Below are 21,414 nucleotides of genomic sequence, written 5' to 3' on the forward strand. Positions count from 1 at the left end.
TCCGCATCACGTGATACCTATTCGGCATCGGGGATGCGGTCCTCGAGGACCGCGAGCGTCCTCGCCAGCGCGGGGTTGTGCGACTGCCGCGGCCAGAGCAGGTGCAGCTCCACCGGTTTCGGCACCGGCGTGGCCAGCGGCACGAACGCGACGTTCGGGATGCCGAGGCGCTCGGCCGAGGCGGGCACGAAAGCGATGCCGCGGTCGGCCGAGACGAGCCAGAGCATCGTGAGGATCTGGCTGACGCTGTGCACCACCCGCTCCGGCGCCACCTGCACCAGGCTGACCACCAGGTCGTAGAAGTACCGGGCCTGCTGCTGCGAGTGGAAGATCAAGGGCTCGGTGACGAGTTCGGCCGGGTCCACGGGTCCGGTGATCCTGGTCAGCCGATGGCCGATGGGAACGGCGAGCAGCAGCGCCTCCCGGTGCAGCAGCCGCGACCGGAACAGGTCGGGGTCGAACGGCGGCCGGGCCAGGCCGAGATCGAGGTCCTCGGTGGCGAGCGCGGCGACCTGCTCGCGCGTCACCATCTCCGTCAGCTCGATCCGCACGTCGGGCAGGTCGCATTCGAGCTCGTTGAGCAGCCTGCCGAGGATGCCGAACGTCGACCCGGCGGTGAACCCGATGCGCACCAGCCCGCGGCTGCCGGAGGAGACCCGCTGGGCCAGATCGGGCGCGGCCTCGGCGATGGCCAGGATGCGGCGCGCCTCGCGCAGGAACGCCTCGCCGGCCGGCGTGAGCGCGACCCGCCGGTTGTCGCGGTCGAGCAGGTGGACGCCGACCGCCGCCTCCAGCTTCTGGATCTGGCGGCTCAGCGGTGGTTGGGTCATCCGCAGCCGTGCGGCCGCGCGTCCGAAATGAAGTTCCTCCGCGACGGCCACCAGCCCGCGCAGCTGTTCCAGCGTGTAGGCCATGCACGGAAGGTATCAATCAATGCAATAAGAGATTTGGACAGGCATGAAAGCCCGGTCATACGCTCGTGACCCGCCTCACCCATTGAGGAGACATCATGCCTCCGAACCTTTGTCGCGCAGCGCTACTGGCTGCCGTTCTCGCGCTCACCGCCTGCGGCGGAAACCTCGGCGACGACGAATCCGACGCCGCCGCGTCGTTCCCGGAGCGGGCCGTCAGCCTGCTCGTCGGGCAGGACGCCGGTGGCAGCACCGACCTCATCGCCCGCGCCCTCGCCGATCCCGCCGGTACCGACCTCAAGCAGTCGATCACCGTGCTGAACAAGGCCGGCGCCAACGGCGCGCTCGCGGCCAAGGAACTGGCCTCCGCCAAGGCCGACGGCTACACCATCATGATCTTCGTGGGTTCCCTCGCCTACATCACGCCGCTGGCCGTGGCGCCGGCCGACGCCGTCGACATCAACAACTACGAGGTCGTCACCGGCGTCTCCCAGGACGACTACGTGCTCGTCGCCAGCACGCAGAGCGGTTTCAAGACGGTCAAGGACATCGTCGACGCCAACCGGCCGGTCAAGTACGCCACCACCGGCGTCGGCACCGGCAGCCAGCTCAGCCAGCAACTGCTGTTCGCACAGGCGAAGGTGACCGCAACGGCCGTGCCGTTCAACGGCGGCGCACCCGCGCTCACCGCGGTGCTCGGCGGCCAGGTCGACGTCGCGTCGGTGCAACTCGGCGAGGCGCAGGCGCAGATCAAGGCCGGCAAGGTCGTGCCGGTCGTCACGTTCGCCGACCAGCGGCCGACGTACATGCCCGACACGCCCACCGCGAAGGAGGCCGGCTACAACGCGCCGGTGCAGCAGTCCCGGGCGATCGTGGCACCGAAGGGCACGCCGACGGAGGTGCTCGACCGGCTGCGTACCGCATTCCAGAAGTCGTTCGCCGACACCCGGTACAAGGACTTCAACACCCAACGCATGCTCACCGCGAACGAGGTCGACGGCCCGGCGCTGCTGAAGCAATGGACCGGATCGCTGGACACCTACCGCAGACTCGTCGACCAGTACAACCTCAACCTGAGCGGCAAGGCATGAGCGAGACGGTCGAGCCGGCTGAGCCGGATCGGCCGGCGGCGGGGCCGGTGACGAACCTGGTCACGGCGGCCGTGGTCGTGGTCCTCGGTGGGGTGGCCTTCGTCGGATCGCTGCGCCTGGGGGTGGGAAGCGCCTCCGCGCCCGGGCCGGGCACCTGGCCGGCGGTCGTCAGTGGTGTTCTCGTGATTCTGGGCGTCGTGCTCGCCGCCCGCTTCCGGCGCACCGACGACGCCGAACCGTTCACCCGCGCCGGTCTGCTGGTGCTCGTCGCCGTGGCGAGCATGGTGGCGTTCGTCGCCGTCGTCGGCACGATCGGCTTCGAGATTCCGACGGCGGTGCTGGCGTTCGTATGGCTGCGCTTCCTCGGCCGGGAGGGGTGGCGCACCTCCATCGGCATCAGCGTCGGCGCCACCGTGGTGTTCTACGCGCTGTTCGTCGGCGCGCTCGACGTCACCATCCCGCATCTGTTGTGAGGAGGCCATCCTGTCCTCGGTGATCGACGGCTTCGCCGTCGTCCTCGAGCCGACGAACCTGCTGTACTGCCTCATCGGCGTGGTCGTCGGCATGCTCATCGGCGTGCTGCCCGGTCTCGGGCCGGCCGCCACCATCGCGATCCTGCTGCCGTTCACGTTCGACCTGGAGCCGGTCACCGCGATCATCATGCTGGCCGGAATCTTCTACGGCGCGCAGTACGGCGGCACGATCACCTCGGTGCTGTTGCGGTTGCCCGGCGAGGCGTCGTCGGTCGTCACCGTCTTCGACGGCCATGCGCTCGCCCGGCAGGGCCGGGCCGGAACGGCGCTCGGCATCGCCGCCATCGGCTCGTTCCTCGGCGGCACACTGTCGGTCGTCGCGCTGACGCTGGTGGCGCCGCTCGTCGCCGGGTTCGCGCTCGACTTCGGGCCGCCCGAGTACGCCGCACTCGCGCTGCTCGGCATCCTGCTCGTGGCCACCGTCTCCAACAGCGGCAGGCTGAAGGCGCTCATCGCCGCCGTCGTGGGTGTGCTGCTGGCGACGGTCGGCCGCGACGACTTCACCTCCACCGAGCGGTTCACGGTGGGCAGCCTGTCCCTCGCCGACGGGCTCGACTTCGTCCCCATCGCGATGGGCCTGTTCGGACTCGGCGAGATCCTCTACAACCTCGAAGAGCGCCATCGCGCCACTCCGGCGCCGGCGCCCGTCACCGACGTCTGGCCCAGCCGCGCCGACCTGAAGCAGGCCAGCGGCGCGTTCGGCCGTGGTGGCGTGCTCGGCTTCGCGCTCGGCATCCTGCCCGGCGGCGGTGCCGTGCTCGCGTCGCTCGCCGCGTACGCGCTGGAGAAGCGCCGCTCCCGCCACCCCGAGCGGTTCGGCCGCGGCGCGATCGAGGGCGTCGCCGCTCCGGAGACCGCGAACAACGCGGCCGCCACGTCGTCGTTCATTCCCCTGCTGTCGCTGGGGATCCCGGCCAACGCCACCATGGCCGTGATCTTCGGCGCGCTGCTCATCCAGGGCATCACGCCCGGCCCGCAGCTCGTCACCGAACACCCCGACCTGTTCTGGGGCGTCGTCAACTCCATGTACGTCGGCAACGTGCTGCTGCTCGTGATGAGCCTGCCGTTGGTGGGGGTCTTCGTGCGCATCCTGCGGGTGCGTCCGGCGATCCTCGCACCCGTCACCACGCTCATCACGTTGATCGGCGCCTACACGGTCAACAACGCCGTGTTCGACATCGGCCTCGTCATCGCGTTCGGCGTGCTCGGCTACCTCATGAAGAAGACCGGCTTCGACCCCGGGCCGCTCGTGCTCGCGTTCGTGCTCGGCTCGCTGCTGGAATCCTCGGTGCGCCGGTCACTGCTCCTGTTCGACGGGAACCCGCTCGCTTTCTTCACCCGTCCGATCTCGGGCACGCTGCTCGCGTGCTTCGTCGCGGTCACCGTGCTGCCCGCCGGTCGCGCGGTGCTGCTCCACCGTCGGCTCAGGCGGCGAGCAGAACCGCGACCGCTTCGATCGAGATGAGGAGGTTGCGCGGGAGTTTGACGTTGGCCGGTGCCGAGCGGGCCGGCGGTGGGTCGGGCATGTACCGCGCGTAGATCTCGTTGATCACCGCGAAGTCGTCGACGTTGGTGTAGAAGATGGTGGTCTTGACCACGGTCGCCAGCGACGCGCCGGCGGCGGTGAGGACCGCGTCGAGGTTGCGCAGCGCCAGCTCGGTCTGTTCCGCGATGCCGTCCGGTGCGACGCCGGTGGCGGGGTCGATGCCCGCCGTACCGGAGCAGAACACGAACCCGTTGGCGACGATCGCCTGGCTGTAGGGCCCGATCGCGGGCGGAGCGTTGTCCGTCGAGACTGCCTGTCGAATCATCGGTGCCCTCCTCCGAGCGCCGGCCGTCTACCGGCGCGCCTCGTACACGATGTTGAACGGTGTCTCGGCGACCCGCCGGAAACTACCGAACCCCGCATCCGTGACGATCCGGCGGATCGGCTCCTCGCCGGCCTGGGCGCCGAGAGCGTAGCCCCCCGGCTGGGAGAGCGCGTTCGGTACGCAGAGGAATGTGGAGAACGAGTAGTAGATCCGACCGACCGGGTTGAGATTGTCGCCGACGGTGGCACCGGCGAACGGCTCGACGATCATCCAGGTGCCACCGTCGGCGAGTTGGTGCCGTACGTGGCGGGCCGCACCGAGCGGGTCGCCCATGTCATGGAGCGCGTCGAACGTCGTGACGAGGTCGAACGGGCCGCCGGTGAAGGTCTGCGCGGTGGCGACCTCGAACCGCACCCGGTCGTCGACCCCCTCCTTCGCCGCCCGCTTGCGCGCGATCGCCACCGACCCGGCGTGGTAGTCGGAGCCCGACACCGTCGTGTTCGGGAACGCGGCGGCCATCAGGACCGTCGAGGCCCCGTGCCCGCAACCGACGTCGGCGACGAGCCCGCCGTCGCGCAGCTTCGCCAGGACGCCGCCGAGCGCGGGTAGCCAGGCGCTGACCAGGCTGGCGCTGTAGCCGGGACGGAAGAACCGCTCGCAGCCGGCGAACACGCCCTCGTCGTGGGTGTGCCAGCCGACGCCGTCGCCGGATCGGAACGCGTCGGCGACGTCCGGCTCGGCCCGCAGCGCGGCGACGGCCAGTTCGAACGCTCCGGGTGCGAAGACCGGCCCGTCGGGATCGGTCAGCGCGAAGGCCTGCTCCTCGGTGAGCCAGTAGTACCCCGTCCTCGGGTCGTACTCGACGTAGCCGCCGGCCGCCTGCCCGCGCAGCCACTCGTCGACATAGCGGGGCGCCGTCCCGGTACGGATCGCGACGTCCTGCGGGCGTTGCGGTCCCTCGGCGAGCGCCCGGTACAGCCCGAGCCGGTCACCGACGACGATGTTGCCGGCGGCCATCGTCGCGCCCAGATCGCCGATGACCCGGTTCATGAACGTCGTCAGTCGTGCCTCGTCGATCGCCATCGTGGTCCGCTCCTGTGCTCTCGCGTGAACCTTCCGCTCAGTTCTACGACCCGCCGGCGCCCGCGACATCCGCGCCGATTACCGAGGCCGGGCCGCGCGGTACCGAGATCGGGGACGGGTGCCGGCGGATCGGTGTCGGTCCGGCGCCACATGCCAGACTTTGGGCCCATGGGCCGGACGATGCTGGAACGCGAAGCGGAACTGGCGGTGTTGGGCGAAGCCGCCCGCGACGCCGGCGACGGGGCCGGAGCGGTGGCCCTCATCCACGGCGAGGCCGGTATCGGAAAGTCCAGCCTCGTCGAGGCGATCCGGGGCGTGCTGCCGGCCGAGGGCCGGCTCCTCGTCGGCTACTGCGACGACCTGGCCACCCCCCGGGTCCTCGGTCCGTTGCGGGATCTCATCGGCAGCGTCGGCACCGGGCTGACGCGGGCTTTGGAGCGCGGCGACCGGGGCGAGGTGCTGGAGGCGCTGCGTAGCGAACTCGGCTGGGCGAAACATCCGACGGTGCTCGCCGTCGAGGACGTGCACTGGGCCGACGAGGCGACCCTCGACGTGCTGCGCTACCTGGTCCGCCGGGCCGCGCAGATGCCGCTGGTGCTGGTGCTGACCTACCGCGACGACGAGCTCGGCACCGATCATCCGCTGCGCCAGCTCCTCGGGGTGGCCTCGCGGGTGGAGCGGGTCCGCCGGCTGCGGCTGGCCCGTCTCACCGTGTCGGCGGTACGCCGGCTGAGCGCCGCGGTGGACATCGACGTCGACGAGGTCTTCGCGGTCACGTCCGGCAACCCCTACTTCGTCGCCGAGGTCCTGGCCGCCGGAGACCCGGCCGCCGTGCCGTTGACGATCGCCGACGCCGTACAGGCCCGGCTGGCGAAGCTCGACCCGGCCACGGTGGAGACCCTCGAACAGCTCGCCGTCGTGCCGTCGGCGCTGCAACCGTGGCTCGTCGACGCGCTCGTACCGGCCGGTCCGGCCGCACTGGCGCCGGCCGAGCAGCACGGCCTGCTCACGGTCGCGCCGGGCCGGGTCAGCTTCCGCCACGAACTCGCCCGCCGCGCGGTCGTCGACTCGATGCCCGCGGCGCGCCGGATGGCCGCGAACCGCAGGGTGCTCGCCGCGCTTCTCGACCGGCCGGGAATCGACGTGTCCCGCGTGATGCACCACGCCGCCGAGGCCGCCGACACCGGCGTCATCCTCGAGTACGGGCCGATCGCGGCCCGGGAGGCCACGGCGGCCGGAGCGCACCGGGAAGCGGTCGCCCACCTGCGGCTGCTGCTCGACCAGCACCCGGTCCTCGCCCCGCGGGCCGAGGCGGAGCTGTGGGAGAGCTTCGCCGTCGAGAGTTACACCATCAACGCTCCGGCCCACGACGTGCGGGCGGCCCAGCGGCGGGCGGTCGAACTGCGGCGCGGCGACGACCCGCGTGCCCTCGGGGCGTCCCTGCGGTGGCTGTCGCGGATCTGCTGGTGGGCCGGGGACCCGGACGGCGCGGGCGCCGCGGCCGACGAGGCGATCGCCGTCCTCACCGCCGCCGGCGCCGACGATCTGCTGGCGATGGCGTGGAGCAACAAGGCGCAGTTGCACGCGCTCGCCGGACGTGACGCCGAGACCATCGTCGCGGCCGAGCGGGCCATCGCACTCGGCCGGGACACACCGGCGACCCTGTCGCACGCCCTCAACAATCTCGGCATGGCGCTGCACCGGCAAGGTGGCGCGGCCGCACTGTCCACAATGGAGGAAAGTCTCCGGGTCGCGCTCGCCGCCAACGAGACGGAGCACGCGTGCCGGGCCTACGTGAACCTCATCTGGGACGATCTGGAGCTGCTGCGCCTCGACGACGTGCGGCGCCGCCTCGCCGAGGCGATCGAGCTCGCCGAGCGCTCGGAGTTCCTGATGTACTGGCGGTACCTTCAGGTCGCCCAGGGCGCGCTGCACTTCGCGACCGCCGACTGGGACGAGGTCGTGCCGGCCGCGGCCTACGCCCTCGACGCGTCCCCGCCGGTGCGCTGCGCCGCGCTGACCGTCATCGGCCGCACCCGGTTGCGCCGCGGCGAGCCCGACGCGATCGATACGCTGCGCGAGGCCTGGCAGATCGCGCTGCCGCTGCGCGAGAGCCAGTGGATCGGCCCGGCCGCCGCGGCCCTGGGCGAGGCCGCCATGCTCGCCGGCGACGCCGGCACCGCCCTCGCCGAACTGAGCGAGGCGGACGAGCTGGCCCGCCGGTTCGGTACCGTCGCCGTCCGGGCCGAGCTGGCGTACTGGCTGGGCCGCGCCGGTCGCCCGGTCGGCGGGCAGGGCCTGGACCACCCGTACGCGCTGCTCGCCGACGGCCGGTGGCGGGAGGCCGCCGATGCCTGGCACACCGCGGGCTGCCGGTACGAGCACGCGGTCGCCCTGGCCGAAAGCCCCGACGCCGACGACCAGTTGGCGGCTCTCGCCGGGCTCGACGCCCTCGGGGCCGAGCCGCAGGCCCGGCTCGTCCGGACGAGCCTGCGCAGGCTCGGCGCCCGGGTCCCGCGCGGCCCGGTACCCACGACCCGCGTCAACCCGGCCGGGCTGACCGAACGCCAGGCCGAGATCGTCCAGCTCCTCGCCCAGGACCTGACCAACGCCGAGATCGCCGGCCAGCTGGTCCTGTCCGTGCGTACGGTCGACAGCCACGTCGCGGCGGCGCTGACCAAGCTGGGCGTCCGCACCCGCCAGGAAGCCGTGGCCCGCGCCGCCGGGTTGGGCATCCTCCCCCCACAGCCGTGACGGCCGCCGGGAGGCCATGTGGTCCTCCCGGCGGCCGGTCGCTGATCAGAGTTCGCAGTTCTGCGTCACGTCGGAGCCGAAGTCGGTCTGGCACACGTCGGAGCCCGCGTTCCCGTCGACGGCGTCAACGGTGACGTCGTTCTCGAACGCGATGAGGATGTCGTTGCCGTCGCCGCCGCTCAACAAGTTGTTGGCCGGCATGCTGTTCGGGTGGGCGCTTTCACCCGAGGTGCGGAGCACGTCGCCGGCCGAACCGCCGCTGAGGTCTTCGACGTCGATCCAGATCTTGTCGCCTTCACCCTGCGCGCCGTCGTTGGCGACGGTGTCCAGCGACAGGAAGAGCGGCATCGTCCGGGTCTTGTACTGGGCCTCGTCCTTGCCGCCTCCGCCCTCGAAGAAGTCCGCGCCGTCGAGGACCGGTTCCGCGATCGAGACGTCGTTGCCGGGTCCGCCGACCAGGTAGTCGTCGCCCTGTCCGCCGAACATCCGGTCGGAGCCCACATTGCCCCACAGTTCGTCGTTGTCGCCCAGTCCGCGCAGCGTGTCGTCGCCGCCCATGCCGTTCAGGAAGTCGTGCCCGCCCGAGCCGGTCAGCAGGTCGGCTCCCTTCCCGCCCTGGACGTAGGACTTGATGTCGATGTTGTCCCGCTCACCGGCCTGGCCGTCGTTGGCCAGCCCGTCGAGGGTGACGGTGACCGGCGTCGTGCGATTGGCGTACGAGAAGATGTCGCCGCCGAACTCCGGGAAGCCGCCGCCGACAAAGACGTCGACGCCGTCGGTCACGGACTCGGACACGAAGAAGTCGCTGCCCGGGCCGCCGTCGAAGCGGTCGTTGCCCGTACCCATGCAGACCGTGTCGTTGCCGTCGTTCCCGATGACGGTGTCGTTGCCCGCTCCGGTGACGACCACGTCGTTGCCGGGCGTGCCGGTGATGACGTCGTTCCCGTCCGTGCCCACGATCGTCGCCCGCAGGAAGCTGCACGTTGTCGGCAGGGCGGCCGCGGGAGCCGCCAGGGCGGCTGCCGGAGCCGCCAGTGCCGCGGCGGTCAGCAATCCGGCGGCCAGGAGACCCTGCACCCATTGTCTTCGCATGTCTGTCCCTCGATCTCGGGTCGATCGCCACCAACTGCCCGACGCGGGTCGCGGCACGGACGCGGGAGCTCTCCACTCAAGTTCTAGGCAGCCACGGCCGTCGCGACGTCGGTGCCGGTTACCCAACTCGCCCGCCCGCACTACCGACCCGTCGTGGTTCGCCGCCGAGACCGGCACGCGGCCCGAATTCAGCGGGCGTTGTCGGCGCGCCAGGTGACGTAGTCGGCCACCGCCGTGGCGATGTCGAAGGTCGGCGTGAAGCCGGTGTCGCGGGTGAGCCGGGTGATGTCGAGGTGGGGGTCGGCCGTGCCGCCGGGCGGCAGGTCGAGGCGCAGCCCGGGGGTGACCGCCTCGAGGGCGTCCGCGAACTCGCGATGGGTGACCGGTACGCCGGAGGAGACGTTGTAGGTGTCGTGCGGCAGGGTCGCCGCAGTGGTCAGGAGGGCGATCGCGCGGCCGGCGTCGGGTGCGTAGCAGCGGTCACCGCCGTCGCCGGCGCGCAACGGCGGCGGCTCGTCGCCGCGGAGCACGGCGCTGACGAACGCCGGGTACGGCATGAACGGCGACTCCGGGTCGGCGAGCGGTCCCCACACGCTGCCGATCCGCAGCACGACCGGCTCGACGCCGCTGTCCCGCAGGCTGTGGGTGGTGATCGGCTCGACGGCCTTCTTGAACGCGATGATCAGGATCGGCAGGTCCGCGGTCGGCAGGTCGAGGTCCTCGTGCCAGGGGTTCTCGGACCGGCCGATGTACACGCCGATGCTGCTGGCGACCGCGAACCGGCGCACGCCCCAGGTGCGCGCGGCGTCCAGGGCGTTGAGCAGGCCGGTGGTGTCCGTGCGGAAGTAGGCGACCGGGTCGTCGCCGGGGATGCTGCCGGCGAGGTGGACGATGTCGCTGATGTCGTGGCGGCGGCCGAGGGCGAGGAACGCATCCGAGTCGGTGACGTCGAGGGCCGCCACGGTGACCCGGCCGGCGAGGAACGACGGGACCTCGGTGCGGCGGTGGGTGGTGACGACGACCTCGTGCCCGAGGTCGACGAGCGCGCGGGCGGTCTGCGCGCCGATCGTGCCGAGTCCGCCGGTCACGAGGATCACTTCGCCACCTCGTAGTGGAGGTGGGTGACGCCGGGGGCCGGCACCGCTTCCACCAGGCGCAGCCGCACGTGCCCGGGCAGGGACTGGAAGAACGGCCGGCCGCCGCCGAGCAGGATCGGCACCTGGTGCAGGACGACTTCGTCGACGAGCCCGGCCGCCAGTGCCGCGGTCACGACGCCGCCGCCCATGAGCGCGACGTCCCTGTCGCCGGCGAGGTCGCGGGCGACGGCGACCGCGTCCTCGATGCCGGTGCCGACGAACGTCTGCCGCTCGTTGCGCCGCGGCGCCGGGCGGTGGCTGAGCACCACCAGCGGGGCCGTCGGGTGGGGTGCGCCGCCGGTCGCCCAGCCGGAGTCGTCGTAGGTGTTGCGTCCGGCGAGACTGGCGCCGACGCGGGCGGCCAGGGAGTCGAACAGGCGGGCACTGGGCGCGCTGAGCGTGAACCCGTCGAGGACCGTGCTGGGGGTGTCGCCGTCGGAGTACCAGTCGAACAGCATCGGCGCGTCGCCGAGCCCGCGCCCGGCACCGGGATCGCGCCCCGTGATGTACCCGTCCACCGAGACCGACAGCGCGGTCAACACCTTGCTCATGTCACTCCTCGTCGATGATCAGATTGCCTGGGGGAAGTCGAAGAACCGGTGCGGGTCGTACGCCGCCTTGACCGCGGCCAGCCGGGAGTAGTTGCCCGCGTGGTACGCCGCTGCCCACCCGTCGAGGGCGGGGTCGGGGAAGTTGGGGTAGACGCGTCCGGACCCGGCGGAGTGCGCGGTCGACCAGGACCGGTCGACCCAGGCGTCGTCGGCCGCGCCGATGTGCTCCAGCAGGAAGCGTTCGCCGCGGTGGGCGAACGCGGTGGCGTCCGCGGCGACCCGGTTGTAGGCCCCGGCCATCGCGGTGAACGCGAGTTGCCGCGCGCCCGTGCCGCGGGGGGCGCCCAGCTCGGTCAGGAGCGGGGCGAGGGTGCCGTCGGCGATCGGGTGGGAGAAGAACTCCGACCGGTTCCGCAGGGCACCTGCCGTTGCGTCCCGCGGGTCGGTGAAACTGCTCTTCAGGTCGCCGAACGGGAGGCCGGCACGGACGTCGACCGTGGGCGAGCCACCGGCCCGGTCGAGGAACTGGCGCAGCAGGTCCCGGGTGGGTCCCTCGGCGAGAACGGCCGCGCCGAAGAGGGTGGCCCGCGTCGGTGCCCCGGGCTCCGACACCAGGGTGAGGTTGAGGGTGAGTTCGTCGGGTGCGTCCGGCGCCCACGACTGCCAGGCCGCGACCGGTTCGCCGGACCCGATGGTCGACCAGTGCGCCTCGACGCGGGTGGTCACCGGCTCCGCGACGGTGGCGAACCGGAGCGACGTGACCACGCCGAACTGGCCGCCGCCCGCGCCCCGCAGCGCCCAGAACAGGTCGGGTTCGCGGACGTCGTCGCAGTCCACGACGCTGCCGTCGGCGAGGACGACCCGGGCGCCGACCAGGCGGTCGCAGGTGAGCCCGTGCACGCGTCCGAGCAGACCGATCCCGCCACCGAGGGTCAGGCCGGCGATGCCGACGGTGGGACCGCACCCGGCCGGCAGGGTCCGGCCGGCGGCGTGCAGCGCCGCGTACACCTGCGCCAGGCGGGCGCCGGCGCCGATCGTGGCGGTCCCGTCGGCGCCGACGGAGACGCGGTCGAGGCCGGACATGTCGAGGACGATCCCGTCCGTGGCCGACCGGCCGGCGAAGCAGTGCCCGCCGCCACGGGCGACGAGGCGGTCACCGGTGGCGGCCGCGTACCTCGTGGCGCCGACGACGTCGGAGACCGAGCGGCAGGCCACCACGAGCCGGGGCCGTATGTCCGGGAAGGCGGGACCGCGGACCGCGTCGTAGCCCGGCGAGTCGGGACCGAACAGCTCGCCGTCGAGCGAGTCGCGGAGTCTGGCCAGGTCGTGCACGGGTCGAAGCTACGGCCGGCGGGCCGGCCGGTCTTGAACAAAACGCGCACGGGTCAGCTCCGCAGCGGCGGCCTGTTCCGGGTGGCGAGGAACGGCCGGTAGGACGCGGAGTGCTCGTGGCCGCAGGCGCACCGGTCGAGGTCGCCGCCGAGAAGTTGACGCGGGGTGAGGCCGGTCAGGCGCAGACATTCCCGGCCGAGGTGGGCCTGATCGGCGTACCCCACGTCGACCGCGAGTCCCGCCATGCCGTCGGCACCGCGCCGACCGGTGGCCACCGCGCCGGCCTGAGCCAGCGCGAGAAACCCCTGGAACCGCAGCGTCCGCTGGAGAACCTTCGGGCCGATGCCGACCGCGTGGAGACAGCGACGGCGCAGTTGACTCGGCGAGAGCGCCAGGTGGGCGGCCAGGCCGTCGATATTGACCGGTTGCCAGGGCATCAGCGCCCGCACGGCCTCGCCCACCACCGGATCCACGCCGGCACGCCGGAACTCCCGCACGAGGTGGGCCTGGAGGAACGCCAGCGCCCGCTCGGGCGTTCCGGCCCGGGCCATCGCCTCCAGCAGGCGGTCGACCAGGCCGCCCCACAGGTCCGCCAGGCCCACGTGCTGGTCGACGAGGTCGTCGAGCACCGCCGGCAGGGGCGGCGCGGCGCCGGGATGGAACCGCACACCCACGACGGTGGTGCGCGCCGGGATCACCTCGATCTTCGGACCGGTCAGCGGACCGACCAGCTGCGGACGGCCACCGACCGGGAAATGGAGCTCGACCCCGCCGGTGGGCAGGTGACGTTGCACGTACGCCGCGTCACCGGTGCGCTGGATCCAGACAGTGCGCACCACCCCCGACAATTGCGGCACCGGCGGGCGCTCGAGGTAGGACTCCATCGGGATCATCCTCGCACCCGGGCGGGCCGACCGGCCGACGCGTCAGCAGAGCAGGCGGGCGTCGGCCCAGTCGGCGTGGTCGTAGGTGGTGCCGTCGGCGGTGTTGGCGGTGACCAGGTGCAGCGTGGTGCGTCCGGTGACGTCGACGTCGACCGCCACCGGGGTCGTCGACGTCACGGTCGGGCTGGTGTAGAGCGTCACCCCGTCGGCGACGACGGAGAACACCACGGTGCCACGGTTGGCGGTCTCGGCGTCGATGCCGGCGACGGCGGTGAACCGGGTGCAGGCTCCGTCGAGCGCGACGGCGACATCGCTGGCCGCGTGCGTCCCGATGCCCTTGGGGTAGTGGACGCCGTTGACGGTGATGACGCTGCCGTCCTCGGCGGGCCGCTCGCCGTTGGACCGGTCGCGTTCGGCCGGGCCGAAATAGCTGACCGCTGACGCCCACGTGCGGTCGCTGACCGACGAGCCGGTGCCGGCCGCGCCGCAGGTCAGCGTCGGCGAGCCCCAGTCGGCGTGGTCGGAGGTGATGCCGTTGGTGCGGCCGTCGGTCACCCGCAGTTCGAGCGTCGTGTATCCCGCCGTACCCACGGTGATCCTGGTCGGCGCCTGGCCACCGGTCTTGACGTCGGAGTAGGCGAGCAACCGCCCGTCGCCGTAGACCTGGAACCGGACCGACCCGGCCGTACCGGACTCGGCGTCGACGCCGACCTGCGTGGTGAAGGTCCGGCAGGCCCGGCCCAGGTACACGTGGACGGCCGAGTCGGCGTGCGCGCCGATCCCCTTGGCGAACGACGTGGTGCCGATCTTCAGCGGGACGCCGTCGCCGGCGGCGGTGGTGTTGTTGGACTCGTCGCGCTCGGCCGGCCCGTACCCGTTCGACGAGGCGAGCCAGGGCAGGTCGCTCACCTGGTGGGTCCCGGCGGCCGGCGGGGCGGCCAGGGCGCCCGACCGCGAGACGCGGTACATCGCCGCGCCGTGCGACGGGACCGACGCGCTGATCGCGCCGGTGGAGGTCGACGTGGCACCGGTCCACAGGTCGCGGAGCCCGTACGCGCTGGATCCGCCGAGGCCGAGCGCGGCGGCCGAGGTGCTCACGGTGGCGGTCGCGGCGCCCCGGTTCAACAGCACGACGGCCACCGAGCCGTCGCTCATCGGCTTGGCCCACACCTCGGCGTCGCCGGCGTCGGCGATCTTGCGGCCCTGCGAGCCGCCCCAGTCCTGGTTGACCGCGATCACGTCGGCGTTGCGCAGCACCGACAGCGTGGCGGCGGGCACCGAGCGGAGGTCGTTGCCGAGGATCAGCGGCGCGGCGAGCACCGACCAGAGCGAGAAGTGCGCCGCGTTCTCGGTCGCCGTGAGCGAGCCGTTGCCGACCTCGAGCATGTCCGGGTCGTTGTAGTAGCCCTTGCGGGCGAACGCTTCCAGCCCCACCTGCTGGTCGAGCAGCGACACGACGCTCGCCCAGGAGGCGCTGATGTCGCCGGTGGTGCGCCACAGGCTGCCGCCGACGTTGGGACCGAAGACCCACGGGTCCTCGCGCCCCCAGTTGCAGATGCTGTAGACGATGTGGCGGCCGGTCGCCTTCAGCGCGTCACCCATCGCCTTGTACCGCTCGAGGGCGGGCCGGCCCGGGTTGCCGCAGTTGTCGTACTTGAGCAGGTCGATTCCCCAGGACGCCCAGGTCTGCGCGTCGACCACCTCGTGGTCGAGGCTGGCGGGCAGGCCCTGGCACGTGTTGTTGCCGGCCGAGGAGTAGATGCCGAGCTTGAGGCCGCGGGCGTGTACGTAGTCGGCGAGGGCCTTGATGCCGCCGGGGAACCGGGTCGGGTGCGGTTGCAGGCGGCCCTGCGCGTCGCGGGTCGAGGCCATCCAACAGTCGTCGATGTTGACGTAGGTGTAGCCGGACTCGCGCAGGCCGGTGCTGACGATGGCGTCGGCGGTGGCTTTGATCAGGTTCTCGTCGATGTTGCAGCCGAACTTGTTCCAGCTGTTCCAGCCCATCACCGGTGCGGAGATCGGCCCGGGTGCGGGCGTCGCCGACGCGACGGCGGGCGCTGTAGGCCCCACGACGATGACGAACGCCGCGGCCACGCCCAGCATGGTCAGCACGGATCGGATTTTCATGCGAGCCCCCGTAGGCAAAGCCGATCGACCGTTCTAGATATCTACCGTTGATCCCGTGGCGGCGCAAGGGGCCCTTACCATGAAACGGTGACCTTCGAGGTCCTCGGCCCCGTGCGGATGTGGGCGGCGGGCCGGCCGGTCGACCTGGGTCCGGCGAAGCAGCGAACGGTTCTGGCGGCGCTTCTCGTCGACGCCGGCGAGGTGGTCGCCACGTCGACGCTGATCCGGCGGGTGTGGGGCGAGGACCCGCCGGCCGGTGCGCGCAGCGGGTTGTACAGCTACGTGACGCGGCTGCGGCGGGTGCTGCGAAAGGCCGCAGGCGCGGATCCGGGCGCGGACCCGCCGGTCGCGCTGGAGCACGTGCCGGGCGGGTACCGCATCGACGTCGACGCCGCCCACCTCGACCTGCTCCGGTTCCGGCACCTGGCCGACCACGCCCGCCGGCCCGAAACCGACGACGAGCGCCGCTGCGCCGCACTGGACGAGGCGATCCGGCTCTGGCGGGGCGAGGCGCTGGCCGACGCGACCGGCGAGTGGGCGGCCCGCACCCGGGACGCGCTCACCCAGCAGCGGCTGGAGGTGACAGTGCAGTGGGCGCGGTCGCACCTGCGGCTCGGCCGCGCGTCGACCGTCATCGGTCCGCTGCGGGAGGCGTCGGCCCGGCACCCGCTCGTGGAGCCGCTGGCGGCCCTGCTGATCGAGGCGCTGTGCGCCGACGACCGCTCGGCGGAGGCGCTCGACGAGTACGCCAAGGTCCGGGGCCGGCTCGCCGCCGAACTCGGTGTGGAGCCCGGGTTCGAGCTGCGCCGCCTGCACGGGTCGATCCTTCATCGCGTTCCGGCCGCGCCGACCCCCGCGCAACTGCCGCTGGACGTGCACGGCTTCACCGGCCGGCGCGGCCATCTCGCGGAGCTCGACGCCATCCTCGCCACCGGCGGCGCGCAGCCGACCGCCGTGCTCGTCGTCGCGCTGTGGGGGACCGCCGGCGTCGGGAAGACCGCGCTCGCCGTGCACTGGGCGCACCGGATCGCCGGCCGGTTCGCGGACGGGCAGCTGTACCTGAACCTGCGCGGGTTCGACCCGTCCGGCGCACCGATGACGCCCGCCGAGGCGGTGCGCCGGCTGCTGGACGCGTTCGGCGTGCGGCCGGAGGACCGCCCGGTCGACCCGGACTCACAGGTCGACCTGTACCGCAGCCTGGTCGCGGACAAGCGGGTGCTGGTCGTGCTCGACAACGCGGCCACCGTCGACCAGGTCCGGCCGCTGCTGCCCGGGTCGCCCGGCTCGGTCGTGGTGGTCACCGGCCGCAACCACCTCAGCGGCCTGGTCACCGTCGAGGGCGCGCACCCGCTCACGCTCGGCCTGCTCGGTGCCGAGGAGGCCCGCCAGTTGCTGGGCGCGCGCGTCGGCGCCGCCCTGATCGCCGCCGAGCCGTCGGCCGTCGACGAGATCGTCGACCGGTGCGCGGGACTGCCGCTCGCGTTGGCAGTCGTGGCGGCGCGGGCGGCGGCGCAACCGGCGTCCGATCTCACCGGCCTCGCGGCGCAGCTGCGCGGTGACGGCCTCGGCGCGTTCGGGGACGCCGACCCCGTCGCCGACGTGCGGGCGGTGTTCTCGTGGTCGTACCGGACGCTGAGCGCCCCGGCGGCGGACCTGTTCCGCCTGCTCGCGCTGCACCCGGGTCCGGACGTCGGCGTCGGGGCGGCGGCCAGCCTGGCCGGCGTTCCGGCGGCGGCGGCCCGGGCGGCGCTTGGTGAACTGGTGCGGGCCAACCTCGTCGACGAACCCGGGCCCGGCCGGTACGCGTCGCACGATCTGCTGCGGGCGTACGCGGCCGAGCTCGCGCGGCAGCACGACACGGCCGACGAGCGGCGGGCGGCGCTGTGCCGCGTGCTCGACCACTACCTCAACACCGGCTGCGCCGCCGCCCGCGCGGTCAACCCGCACCGCGACCCGATCACCGTCGCGCCGGTCCGTCCCGGCGTCGTGGTCGCGCCGATCACCGGGAAGGAGCAGGCGCTGGCGTGGTTCACCGCCGAGCACGCGGTGCTCGTCGCCGCCGTGTCGGCCGCCGCCGACGCCGACTGCGACGTCTACGCCTGGCAACTGGCGTGGACGCTGGCCAGCTTCCTCGACTACCGGACGTACTGGCAGGAGCTGGCCGACACCCACCGCGTCGGGCTGGCGGCCGCCGTTCGCCTGGCCGACGTCCCCGGGCAGGCGTACACCCACCGCATCCTCGGCCGGGCCTGGACCCGGCTCGGCCGCCACGACGCCGCCGAGGAGCACTACCGCCGGGCGTTGACGCTGTGCGGTCAGCTCGCCGACCACGTCGGCCGGGCGCACACGCACCTCAACCTCGCCTGGCTGAGCGAACAGCGGCGGAACCACCCCGACGCGCTCCGGCACGCCCGGGACGCGCTCGACCTCTACCGGACGGCCGACCACCGGGCCGGACAGGCCAGCGCGCTGAACCAGATCGGGTGGTACCACGCCCAGCTCGGCGATCACGCGTCCGCGATCATCCACTGCGACGAGGCCCTGCGCCTGCAACGCGCGACCGGCAACCGGTACGGGCAGGCCAGCACCTGGCACAGCCTCGGCTACGCGCACCACCAGCTGGGCGACCACGAGCGGGCCGCCGCGAGCTACCGCCACGCCATCGACCTGCACCGCGAGAACGGCGACCGGTACCGCGAGGCCGAGACGCTGGCCCGGCTCGCCGACACCTGCCGGGCGGCGGGCGATCCGGCGGGCGCCCGGGACGCCAGCCGGCGGGCGGCGGCGATCCGCGACCAGATCAGCGCGTGTTGAAAGTCACCTCTCTCCTATCGGATAAATAGGCTTAACCTCGGGTGATGGACCCGCAGCAGTGGAAGCAGTGGCATGCCGAACACGAACGCAGGCTGGCCGACCCGCACGGCTTCCTGGCCGTTACGAGCCTGAACTTCCTCACCGACGAGCCGCAACGCTTCGCCGACGCACCCGGCTCGTGGTCGACCGGCCCCGACGGCGTCGTCGTCGACCTGGCCGAGGGCGAGACGCTCACCGTCGACGGGGCGACCGTCACCGGGCGGTACTCGTTCGGCGTTCTCGCGGAGCGCACCGGGATCGACGCAGTCTCCGGTGACGCCGTGATCGAGGTGGCCAAGCGCGGCGGCTTCGACATCGTCCGGCCGCGGCATCCCGACCACCCGTTGCGGACGCGGTTCCGCGGCGTGCCGGCGTACGAGCCGACCGCGGCGTGGGTGGTCGCCGGCCGGTACGTGCCGTCCGGGACCCCGCGCCAGGTCACCGTCGGTGCGGCGGTGGAGGGGCTGGAGCACGTCTACGAGTCGCCGGGCCGGGTGGAGTTCGAGGTGCGCGGGACGCCGTTGGCGCTGACCGTCTTCAACGGCCGGGCGCCCGGGGAGCTGTTCGCGTTGTTCACCGACGAGACGTCCGGCGTCACCACGTACGCGGCCAACCGCAGCCTGGCCATCGACCCACCCGACGCCGACGGCGTGGTCGTGCTCGACTTCAACCGGGCGACCAACCTCCCCTGCGCCTACACCGAGTTCGCGACCTGCCCGCTGCCGCCGCCCGAGAACCGGCTGCCGGTCGCCGTCGAGGCAGGCGAAAAGATCCCGTACGAGCACCTGGCCGTCGCATGACCGAGCACTTGTGCGAGGGAATCATCGAGCTGAGCCCTCCCGGTCAGGGCGGGTCACCACGGAGTGGGGACCCGTCATGACCGGTCTGCACCTGGCGGTGGAGATCGACGGCGCCGGTGCGCACCCCGGACCGCGGCCCGCGGGCGACCCGACACCGGCCGACGCCGTCGGCCTGGAGGCGGCGCTGGCCGCCGAGGCGGCCGGGTTCGCGTTCGTGACCCTGGCCGACTCGCCGCTGCCACCGGGGGCCGGGACTGCGCGGGTCGAGGCCGGCGGGGCGGCGCGGGTCGGGGTCGGCGGGGCGGCGCGGGTCGAGGCCGGCGGGGCGGTGCGGGTCGGGGTCGGCGGGGTCGAGGCGGGCGCGGGCGGGGCGGCGCGGGTCGAGGCCGGCGTCCGGGCGGCGTATCTGGCGCGACGCACGCGGCGGATCGGGCTGGCGCCGACCCTGCACGTCACGGTCACCGAGCCCTTTCACCTGGCGACCCAGCTGGCCTCGCTCGACCACGCCTCGCTCGGCCGGGCCGCCTGGGTGATCGGCGCCGAGAACTCCGCGGCGGCGCTGGCCACCGTCGGCGACCGGCCGCTCGACGACGCCGGGCTGCGCCGCGAGATCGCCGACGTCGTCGACGTGGCGCGGGCGCTGTGGGACTCGTGGGAGGACGACGCGATCATCCGCGACCGGGCCGCCGGCCGGTTCCTCGACGCCGACCGGGTGCACCACGTCAACTTCACCGGCGCCCGGTTCGCGGTGACCGGTCCGCTGATCACCCCGCGCCCGCCGCAGGGGCAGGTGGTGGTGATCGGTGCGGACACGCTCGGCGTCACCGATCGGCTCGACGTGGCGCTGGTCGCCGCGTCCACCGTCGACGAAACGGCCGAGCGGGCCCGGCAGGCCCGCGCGGACGGTGCCCGGCTGGTCTTCGCCGAGGTCGAGGTCCAGCTCGGGACGGACCGCGATGCGGTGACGCCGTGGGCACCGTCCGGTCGGTTGCGACACGTGGGCGATGCCGACGGGTTCCGGGCACTGCTCGACCGGCTGGCCGGCGTCGTCGACGGCGTGCGCCTGCACCCGGCGAAGCTGGCCGTCGACCTGCCCCGGCTGGCCGCGGCGCTCCCGGGCCGGCCCGACACCGGGCCGACGCTGCGCGACACGCTCGGCCTGCCCCGGCCCGCCAACCAGTTCGCGTAGGGGGAAACATGCTGCACCTCGGGGTGTTCTTCACCGGCGTCGGGCCCAACCTCATCTGGACCGCACCGAACTTCGCCTCGCACACCCACATCGACACGTTCGTCGCCACCGTGAAGACCATGGAACGCGGCCTGTTCGACGCGTTCTTCCTCGGCGAGGGCCTGCGCGTGCGGGAGAACCAGGGGCGCGTCTACGACCTCGACGTGGCCGGCCGCCCGGACGCCATCACGCAACTGGCGGCGCTGGCGGCGGAGACCGAGCGGATCGGGCTGGTGGCGACCCAGAACGCCACCTACAACTTCCCGGCCGACCTGGCCCGCCGGCTCGCCAGCCTCGACTTCGTCTCCGGCGGCCGGGCCGGCTGGAACGTCGTGACCACCGACAACGCCTGGACGGGCGAGAACTTCCGGTACGGCGGCTGGCTGCCGCACGAGCGGCGCTACGAACGGGCCGGCCAGTTCGTCGAGGCGGCGAAGGCGCTGTGGTCGGGCGGTGCGGCCGTCCACACCGATCTGGTGGACGTCGAGGCGACGTCGACCGTGCCGCCCAGCCCGCAGGGGCGTCCCGTGCTCTTCCAGGCCGGCGACTCCGACGGCGGCCGGGACCTCGCCGCCCGGCACGCCGACGTGGTCTTCTCCGCCAACACCGACTACGACAAGGCGGCCGCCTACGCCGCCGACCTGCGCCGGCGCCTCGCCGGATACGGCCGGTCGCCGGACTCGGTGCGGATCCTGCCGGGCGCGTCGGTCGTGCTCGGCGCCACCCCGGCGGAGGCCGAGGAGAAGGCGGCGTGGATCCGGCAGGAGCAGACCACCGGTCCGCGGGCCATCGCGTTCCTCGAACAGCACTGGGGCAAGGACCTGTCCGGCTACGACCCGGACGGCCCGTTGCCGGACGTCGAGCCCACCCCGGACGAACTGGACCCGTCGCGCGGCACGCTCCCGATCGCCTGGCGCACCGGCAAGCTCGCCCGCATCGCCGAGTGGCGGCGGCTGGCCGCCGACCGCGGATGGTCGATCCGTGACCTCGTGGTGGCGGTCACCCCGCAGCACAGCTGGTTCGTCGGCACGCCCGGCCAGATCGCCGACGAGTGGACCCGCTTCGTGACCACCCGGGCCGTCGACGGGTTCAACATCCTGCCGCAACTGCTGCCCGGCACCGTCGAGGACATCGTGGACCGGCTGGTGCCCGAACTGCAGGAACGCGGCGTCTACCGCACCGCGTACGAGGGCCGAACGCTGCGCGAGCACCTGAACCTCCCGTAACG

The 21,414-nt window shown here is 72.9% G+C and carries 17 protein-coding genes; 8 read left to right on the top strand and 9 right to left on the bottom strand.

The window, feature by feature from the left end; translation table 11 throughout:
* Nucleotides 1-17: 17 nt before the first annotated feature.
* The gene (locus tag Vau01_RS24215) at nt 18-914 is read right to left on the bottom strand and encodes a LysR family transcriptional regulator (RefSeq protein ID WP_203996627.1); all 897 of its coding nucleotides are present in this window, start codon (nt 912-914) and stop codon (nt 18-20) included.
* A gap of 95 nt (nt 915-1,009) precedes the next feature.
* On the opposite strand from Vau01_RS24215, the gene Vau01_RS24220 reads away from it, so the two are divergent.
* From Vau01_RS24220 to Vau01_RS24230, 3 genes are read left to right on the top strand one after another with little or no spacing between them, the layout of a single operon-like run.
* Nucleotides 1,010-2,002 (top strand): tripartite tricarboxylate transporter substrate binding protein, encoded by a 993-nt coding sequence (locus tag Vau01_RS24220; RefSeq protein WP_203996628.1) that lies wholly within the window; start codon nt 1,010-1,012, stop codon nt 2,000-2,002.
* Nucleotides 1,999-2,475: a tripartite tricarboxylate transporter TctB family protein gene (locus Vau01_RS24225; protein WP_203996629.1), complete on the top strand. Its 477-nt coding sequence runs from the start codon at nt 1,999-2,001 to the stop codon at nt 2,473-2,475. Before Vau01_RS24220 ends, Vau01_RS24225 begins: the two co-directional genes overlap by 4 nt.
* Before the next feature lie 19 nt (nt 2,476-2,494).
* Nucleotides 2,495-4,000, top strand: coding sequence for a tripartite tricarboxylate transporter permease (locus tag Vau01_RS24230; RefSeq protein WP_239151809.1), 1,506 nt, complete (start codon nt 2,495-2,497; stop codon nt 3,998-4,000).
* Here Vau01_RS24230 and Vau01_RS24235 read toward each other — a convergent pair.
* Nucleotides 3,960-4,346: a Rid family detoxifying hydrolase gene (locus Vau01_RS24235; protein ID WP_203996630.1), complete on the bottom strand. Its 387-nt coding sequence runs from the start codon at nt 4,344-4,346 to the stop codon at nt 3,960-3,962. The genes Vau01_RS24230 and Vau01_RS24235 overlap by 41 nt on opposite strands.
* 27 nt (nt 4,347-4,373) lie before the next feature.
* The gene (locus Vau01_RS24240) at nt 4,374-5,429 is read right to left on the bottom strand and encodes a class I SAM-dependent methyltransferase (protein WP_203996631.1); all 1,056 of its coding nucleotides are present in this window, start codon (nt 5,427-5,429) and stop codon (nt 4,374-4,376) included.
* Nucleotides 5,430-5,597: 168 nt separating this feature from the next.
* On the opposite strand from Vau01_RS24240, the gene Vau01_RS24245 reads away from it, so the two are divergent.
* Nucleotides 5,598-8,183, top strand: a complete 2,586-nt coding sequence (locus tag Vau01_RS24245) for an ATP-binding protein (protein ID WP_239151810.1) — start codon at nt 5,598-5,600, stop codon at nt 8,181-8,183.
* A gap of 45 nt (nt 8,184-8,228) precedes the next feature.
* On the opposite strand, the gene Vau01_RS24250 is transcribed toward Vau01_RS24245, so the two are convergent.
* From Vau01_RS24250 to Vau01_RS24275, 6 genes are all read right to left on the bottom strand, one after another.
* Entirely contained in the window at nt 8,229-9,275 is a 1,047-nt protein-coding gene (locus tag Vau01_RS24250) for a calcium-binding protein (protein WP_203996635.1), read from the bottom strand.
* A 188-nt stretch (nt 9,276-9,463) separates the two neighbouring features.
* On the bottom strand, nt 9,464-10,372 hold the full coding sequence (locus tag Vau01_RS24255; RefSeq protein ID WP_203996636.1) for an NAD-dependent epimerase/dehydratase family protein: 909 nt from the start codon (nt 10,370-10,372) through the stop codon (nt 9,464-9,466).
* Nucleotides 10,369-10,962: a dihydrofolate reductase family protein gene (locus tag Vau01_RS24260; protein ID WP_203996637.1), complete on the bottom strand. Its 594-nt coding sequence runs from the start codon at nt 10,960-10,962 to the stop codon at nt 10,369-10,371. Before Vau01_RS24260 ends, Vau01_RS24255 begins: the two co-directional genes overlap by 4 nt.
* Before the next feature lie 18 nt (nt 10,963-10,980).
* Entirely contained in the window at nt 10,981-12,294 is a 1,314-nt protein-coding gene (locus tag Vau01_RS24265) for an FAD-binding oxidoreductase (RefSeq protein WP_203996638.1), read from the bottom strand.
* 53 nt (nt 12,295-12,347) lie between these two features.
* Nucleotides 12,348-13,178 (bottom strand): DUF6597 domain-containing transcriptional factor, encoded by an 831-nt coding sequence (locus Vau01_RS64660; protein WP_203996639.1) that lies wholly within the window; start codon nt 13,176-13,178, stop codon nt 12,348-12,350.
* Nucleotides 13,179-13,220: 42 nt separating this feature from the next.
* Nucleotides 13,221-15,305, bottom strand: a complete 2,085-nt coding sequence (locus tag Vau01_RS24275; RefSeq protein WP_203996641.1) for an NPCBM/NEW2 domain-containing protein — start codon at nt 15,303-15,305, stop codon at nt 13,221-13,223.
* 87 nt (nt 15,306-15,392) lie between these two features.
* On the opposite strand from Vau01_RS24275, the gene Vau01_RS24280 reads away from it, so the two are divergent.
* The 4 genes from Vau01_RS24280 (at nt 15,393) to Vau01_RS24295 (ending at nt 21,412) form a co-directional block, all read left to right on the top strand.
* The gene (locus Vau01_RS24280) at nt 15,393-18,119 is read left to right on the top strand and encodes an AfsR/SARP family transcriptional regulator (RefSeq protein WP_203996643.1); all 2,727 of its coding nucleotides are present in this window, start codon (nt 15,393-15,395) and stop codon (nt 18,117-18,119) included.
* A 44-nt stretch (nt 18,120-18,163) separates the two neighbouring features.
* Nucleotides 18,164-18,958 (top strand): DUF1684 domain-containing protein, encoded by a 795-nt coding sequence (locus Vau01_RS24285; protein WP_203996645.1) that lies wholly within the window; start codon nt 18,164-18,166, stop codon nt 18,956-18,958.
* Nucleotides 18,959-19,034: 76 nt separating this feature from the next.
* Nucleotides 19,035-20,147: an LLM class flavin-dependent oxidoreductase gene (locus Vau01_RS24290; protein ID WP_203996646.1), complete on the top strand. Its 1,113-nt coding sequence runs from the start codon at nt 19,035-19,037 to the stop codon at nt 20,145-20,147.
* Between the two features lie 8 nt (nt 20,148-20,155).
* Nucleotides 20,156-21,412, top strand: coding sequence for an LLM class flavin-dependent oxidoreductase (locus Vau01_RS24295; RefSeq protein WP_203996647.1), 1,257 nt, complete (start codon nt 20,156-20,158; stop codon nt 21,410-21,412).
* Nucleotides 21,413-21,414: the final 2 nt, after the last annotated feature.

This window comes from Virgisporangium aurantiacum, assembly GCF_016863635.1.
Lineage (GTDB): Bacteria > Actinomycetota > Actinomycetes > Mycobacteriales > Micromonosporaceae > Virgisporangium > Virgisporangium aurantiacum.

What these genes read in the sequence shown, in the direction of transcription:
- Vau01_RS24285 (WP_203996645.1), top strand. Translation starts at nt 18,164, where the DNA reads ATGGACCCGCAGCAGTGGAAGCAGTGGCATGCCGAACACGAACGCAGG.
- Vau01_RS24240 (WP_203996631.1), bottom strand. Translation starts at nt 5,429, where the DNA reads ATGGCGATCGACGAGGCACGACTGACGACGTTCATGAACCGGGTCATC.
- Vau01_RS24225 (WP_203996629.1), top strand. Translation starts at nt 1,999, where the DNA reads ATGAGCGAGACGGTCGAGCCGGCTGAGCCGGATCGGCCGGCGGCGGGG.
- Vau01_RS24295 (WP_203996647.1), top strand. Translation starts at nt 20,156, where the DNA reads ATGCTGCACCTCGGGGTGTTCTTCACCGGCGTCGGGCCCAACCTCATC.
- Vau01_RS24215 (WP_203996627.1), bottom strand. Translation starts at nt 914, where the DNA reads ATGGCCTACACGCTGGAACAGCTGCGCGGGCTGGTGGCCGTCGCGGAG.
- Vau01_RS24245 (WP_239151810.1), top strand. Translation starts at nt 5,598, where the DNA reads ATGGGCCGGACGATGCTGGAACGCGAAGCGGAACTGGCGGTGTTGGGC.
- Vau01_RS24220 (WP_203996628.1), top strand. Translation starts at nt 1,010, where the DNA reads ATGCCTCCGAACCTTTGTCGCGCAGCGCTACTGGCTGCCGTTCTCGCG.
- Vau01_RS24235 (WP_203996630.1), bottom strand. Translation starts at nt 4,346, where the DNA reads ATGATTCGACAGGCAGTCTCGACGGACAACGCTCCGCCCGCGATCGGG.
- Vau01_RS24250 (WP_203996635.1), bottom strand. Translation starts at nt 9,275, where the DNA reads ATGCGAAGACAATGGGTGCAGGGTCTCCTGGCCGCCGGATTGCTGACC.
- Vau01_RS64660 (WP_203996639.1), bottom strand. Translation starts at nt 13,178, where the DNA reads ATGGAGTCCTACCTCGAGCGCCCGCCGGTGCCGCAATTGTCGGGGGTG.
- Vau01_RS24290 (WP_203996646.1), top strand. Translation starts at nt 19,035, where the DNA reads ATGACCGGTCTGCACCTGGCGGTGGAGATCGACGGCGCCGGTGCGCAC.
- Vau01_RS24275 (WP_203996641.1), bottom strand. Translation starts at nt 15,305, where the DNA reads ATGAAAATCCGATCCGTGCTGACCATGCTGGGCGTGGCCGCGGCGTTC.
- Vau01_RS24260 (WP_203996637.1), bottom strand. Translation starts at nt 10,962, where the DNA reads ATGAGCAAGGTGTTGACCGCGCTGTCGGTCTCGGTGGACGGGTACATC.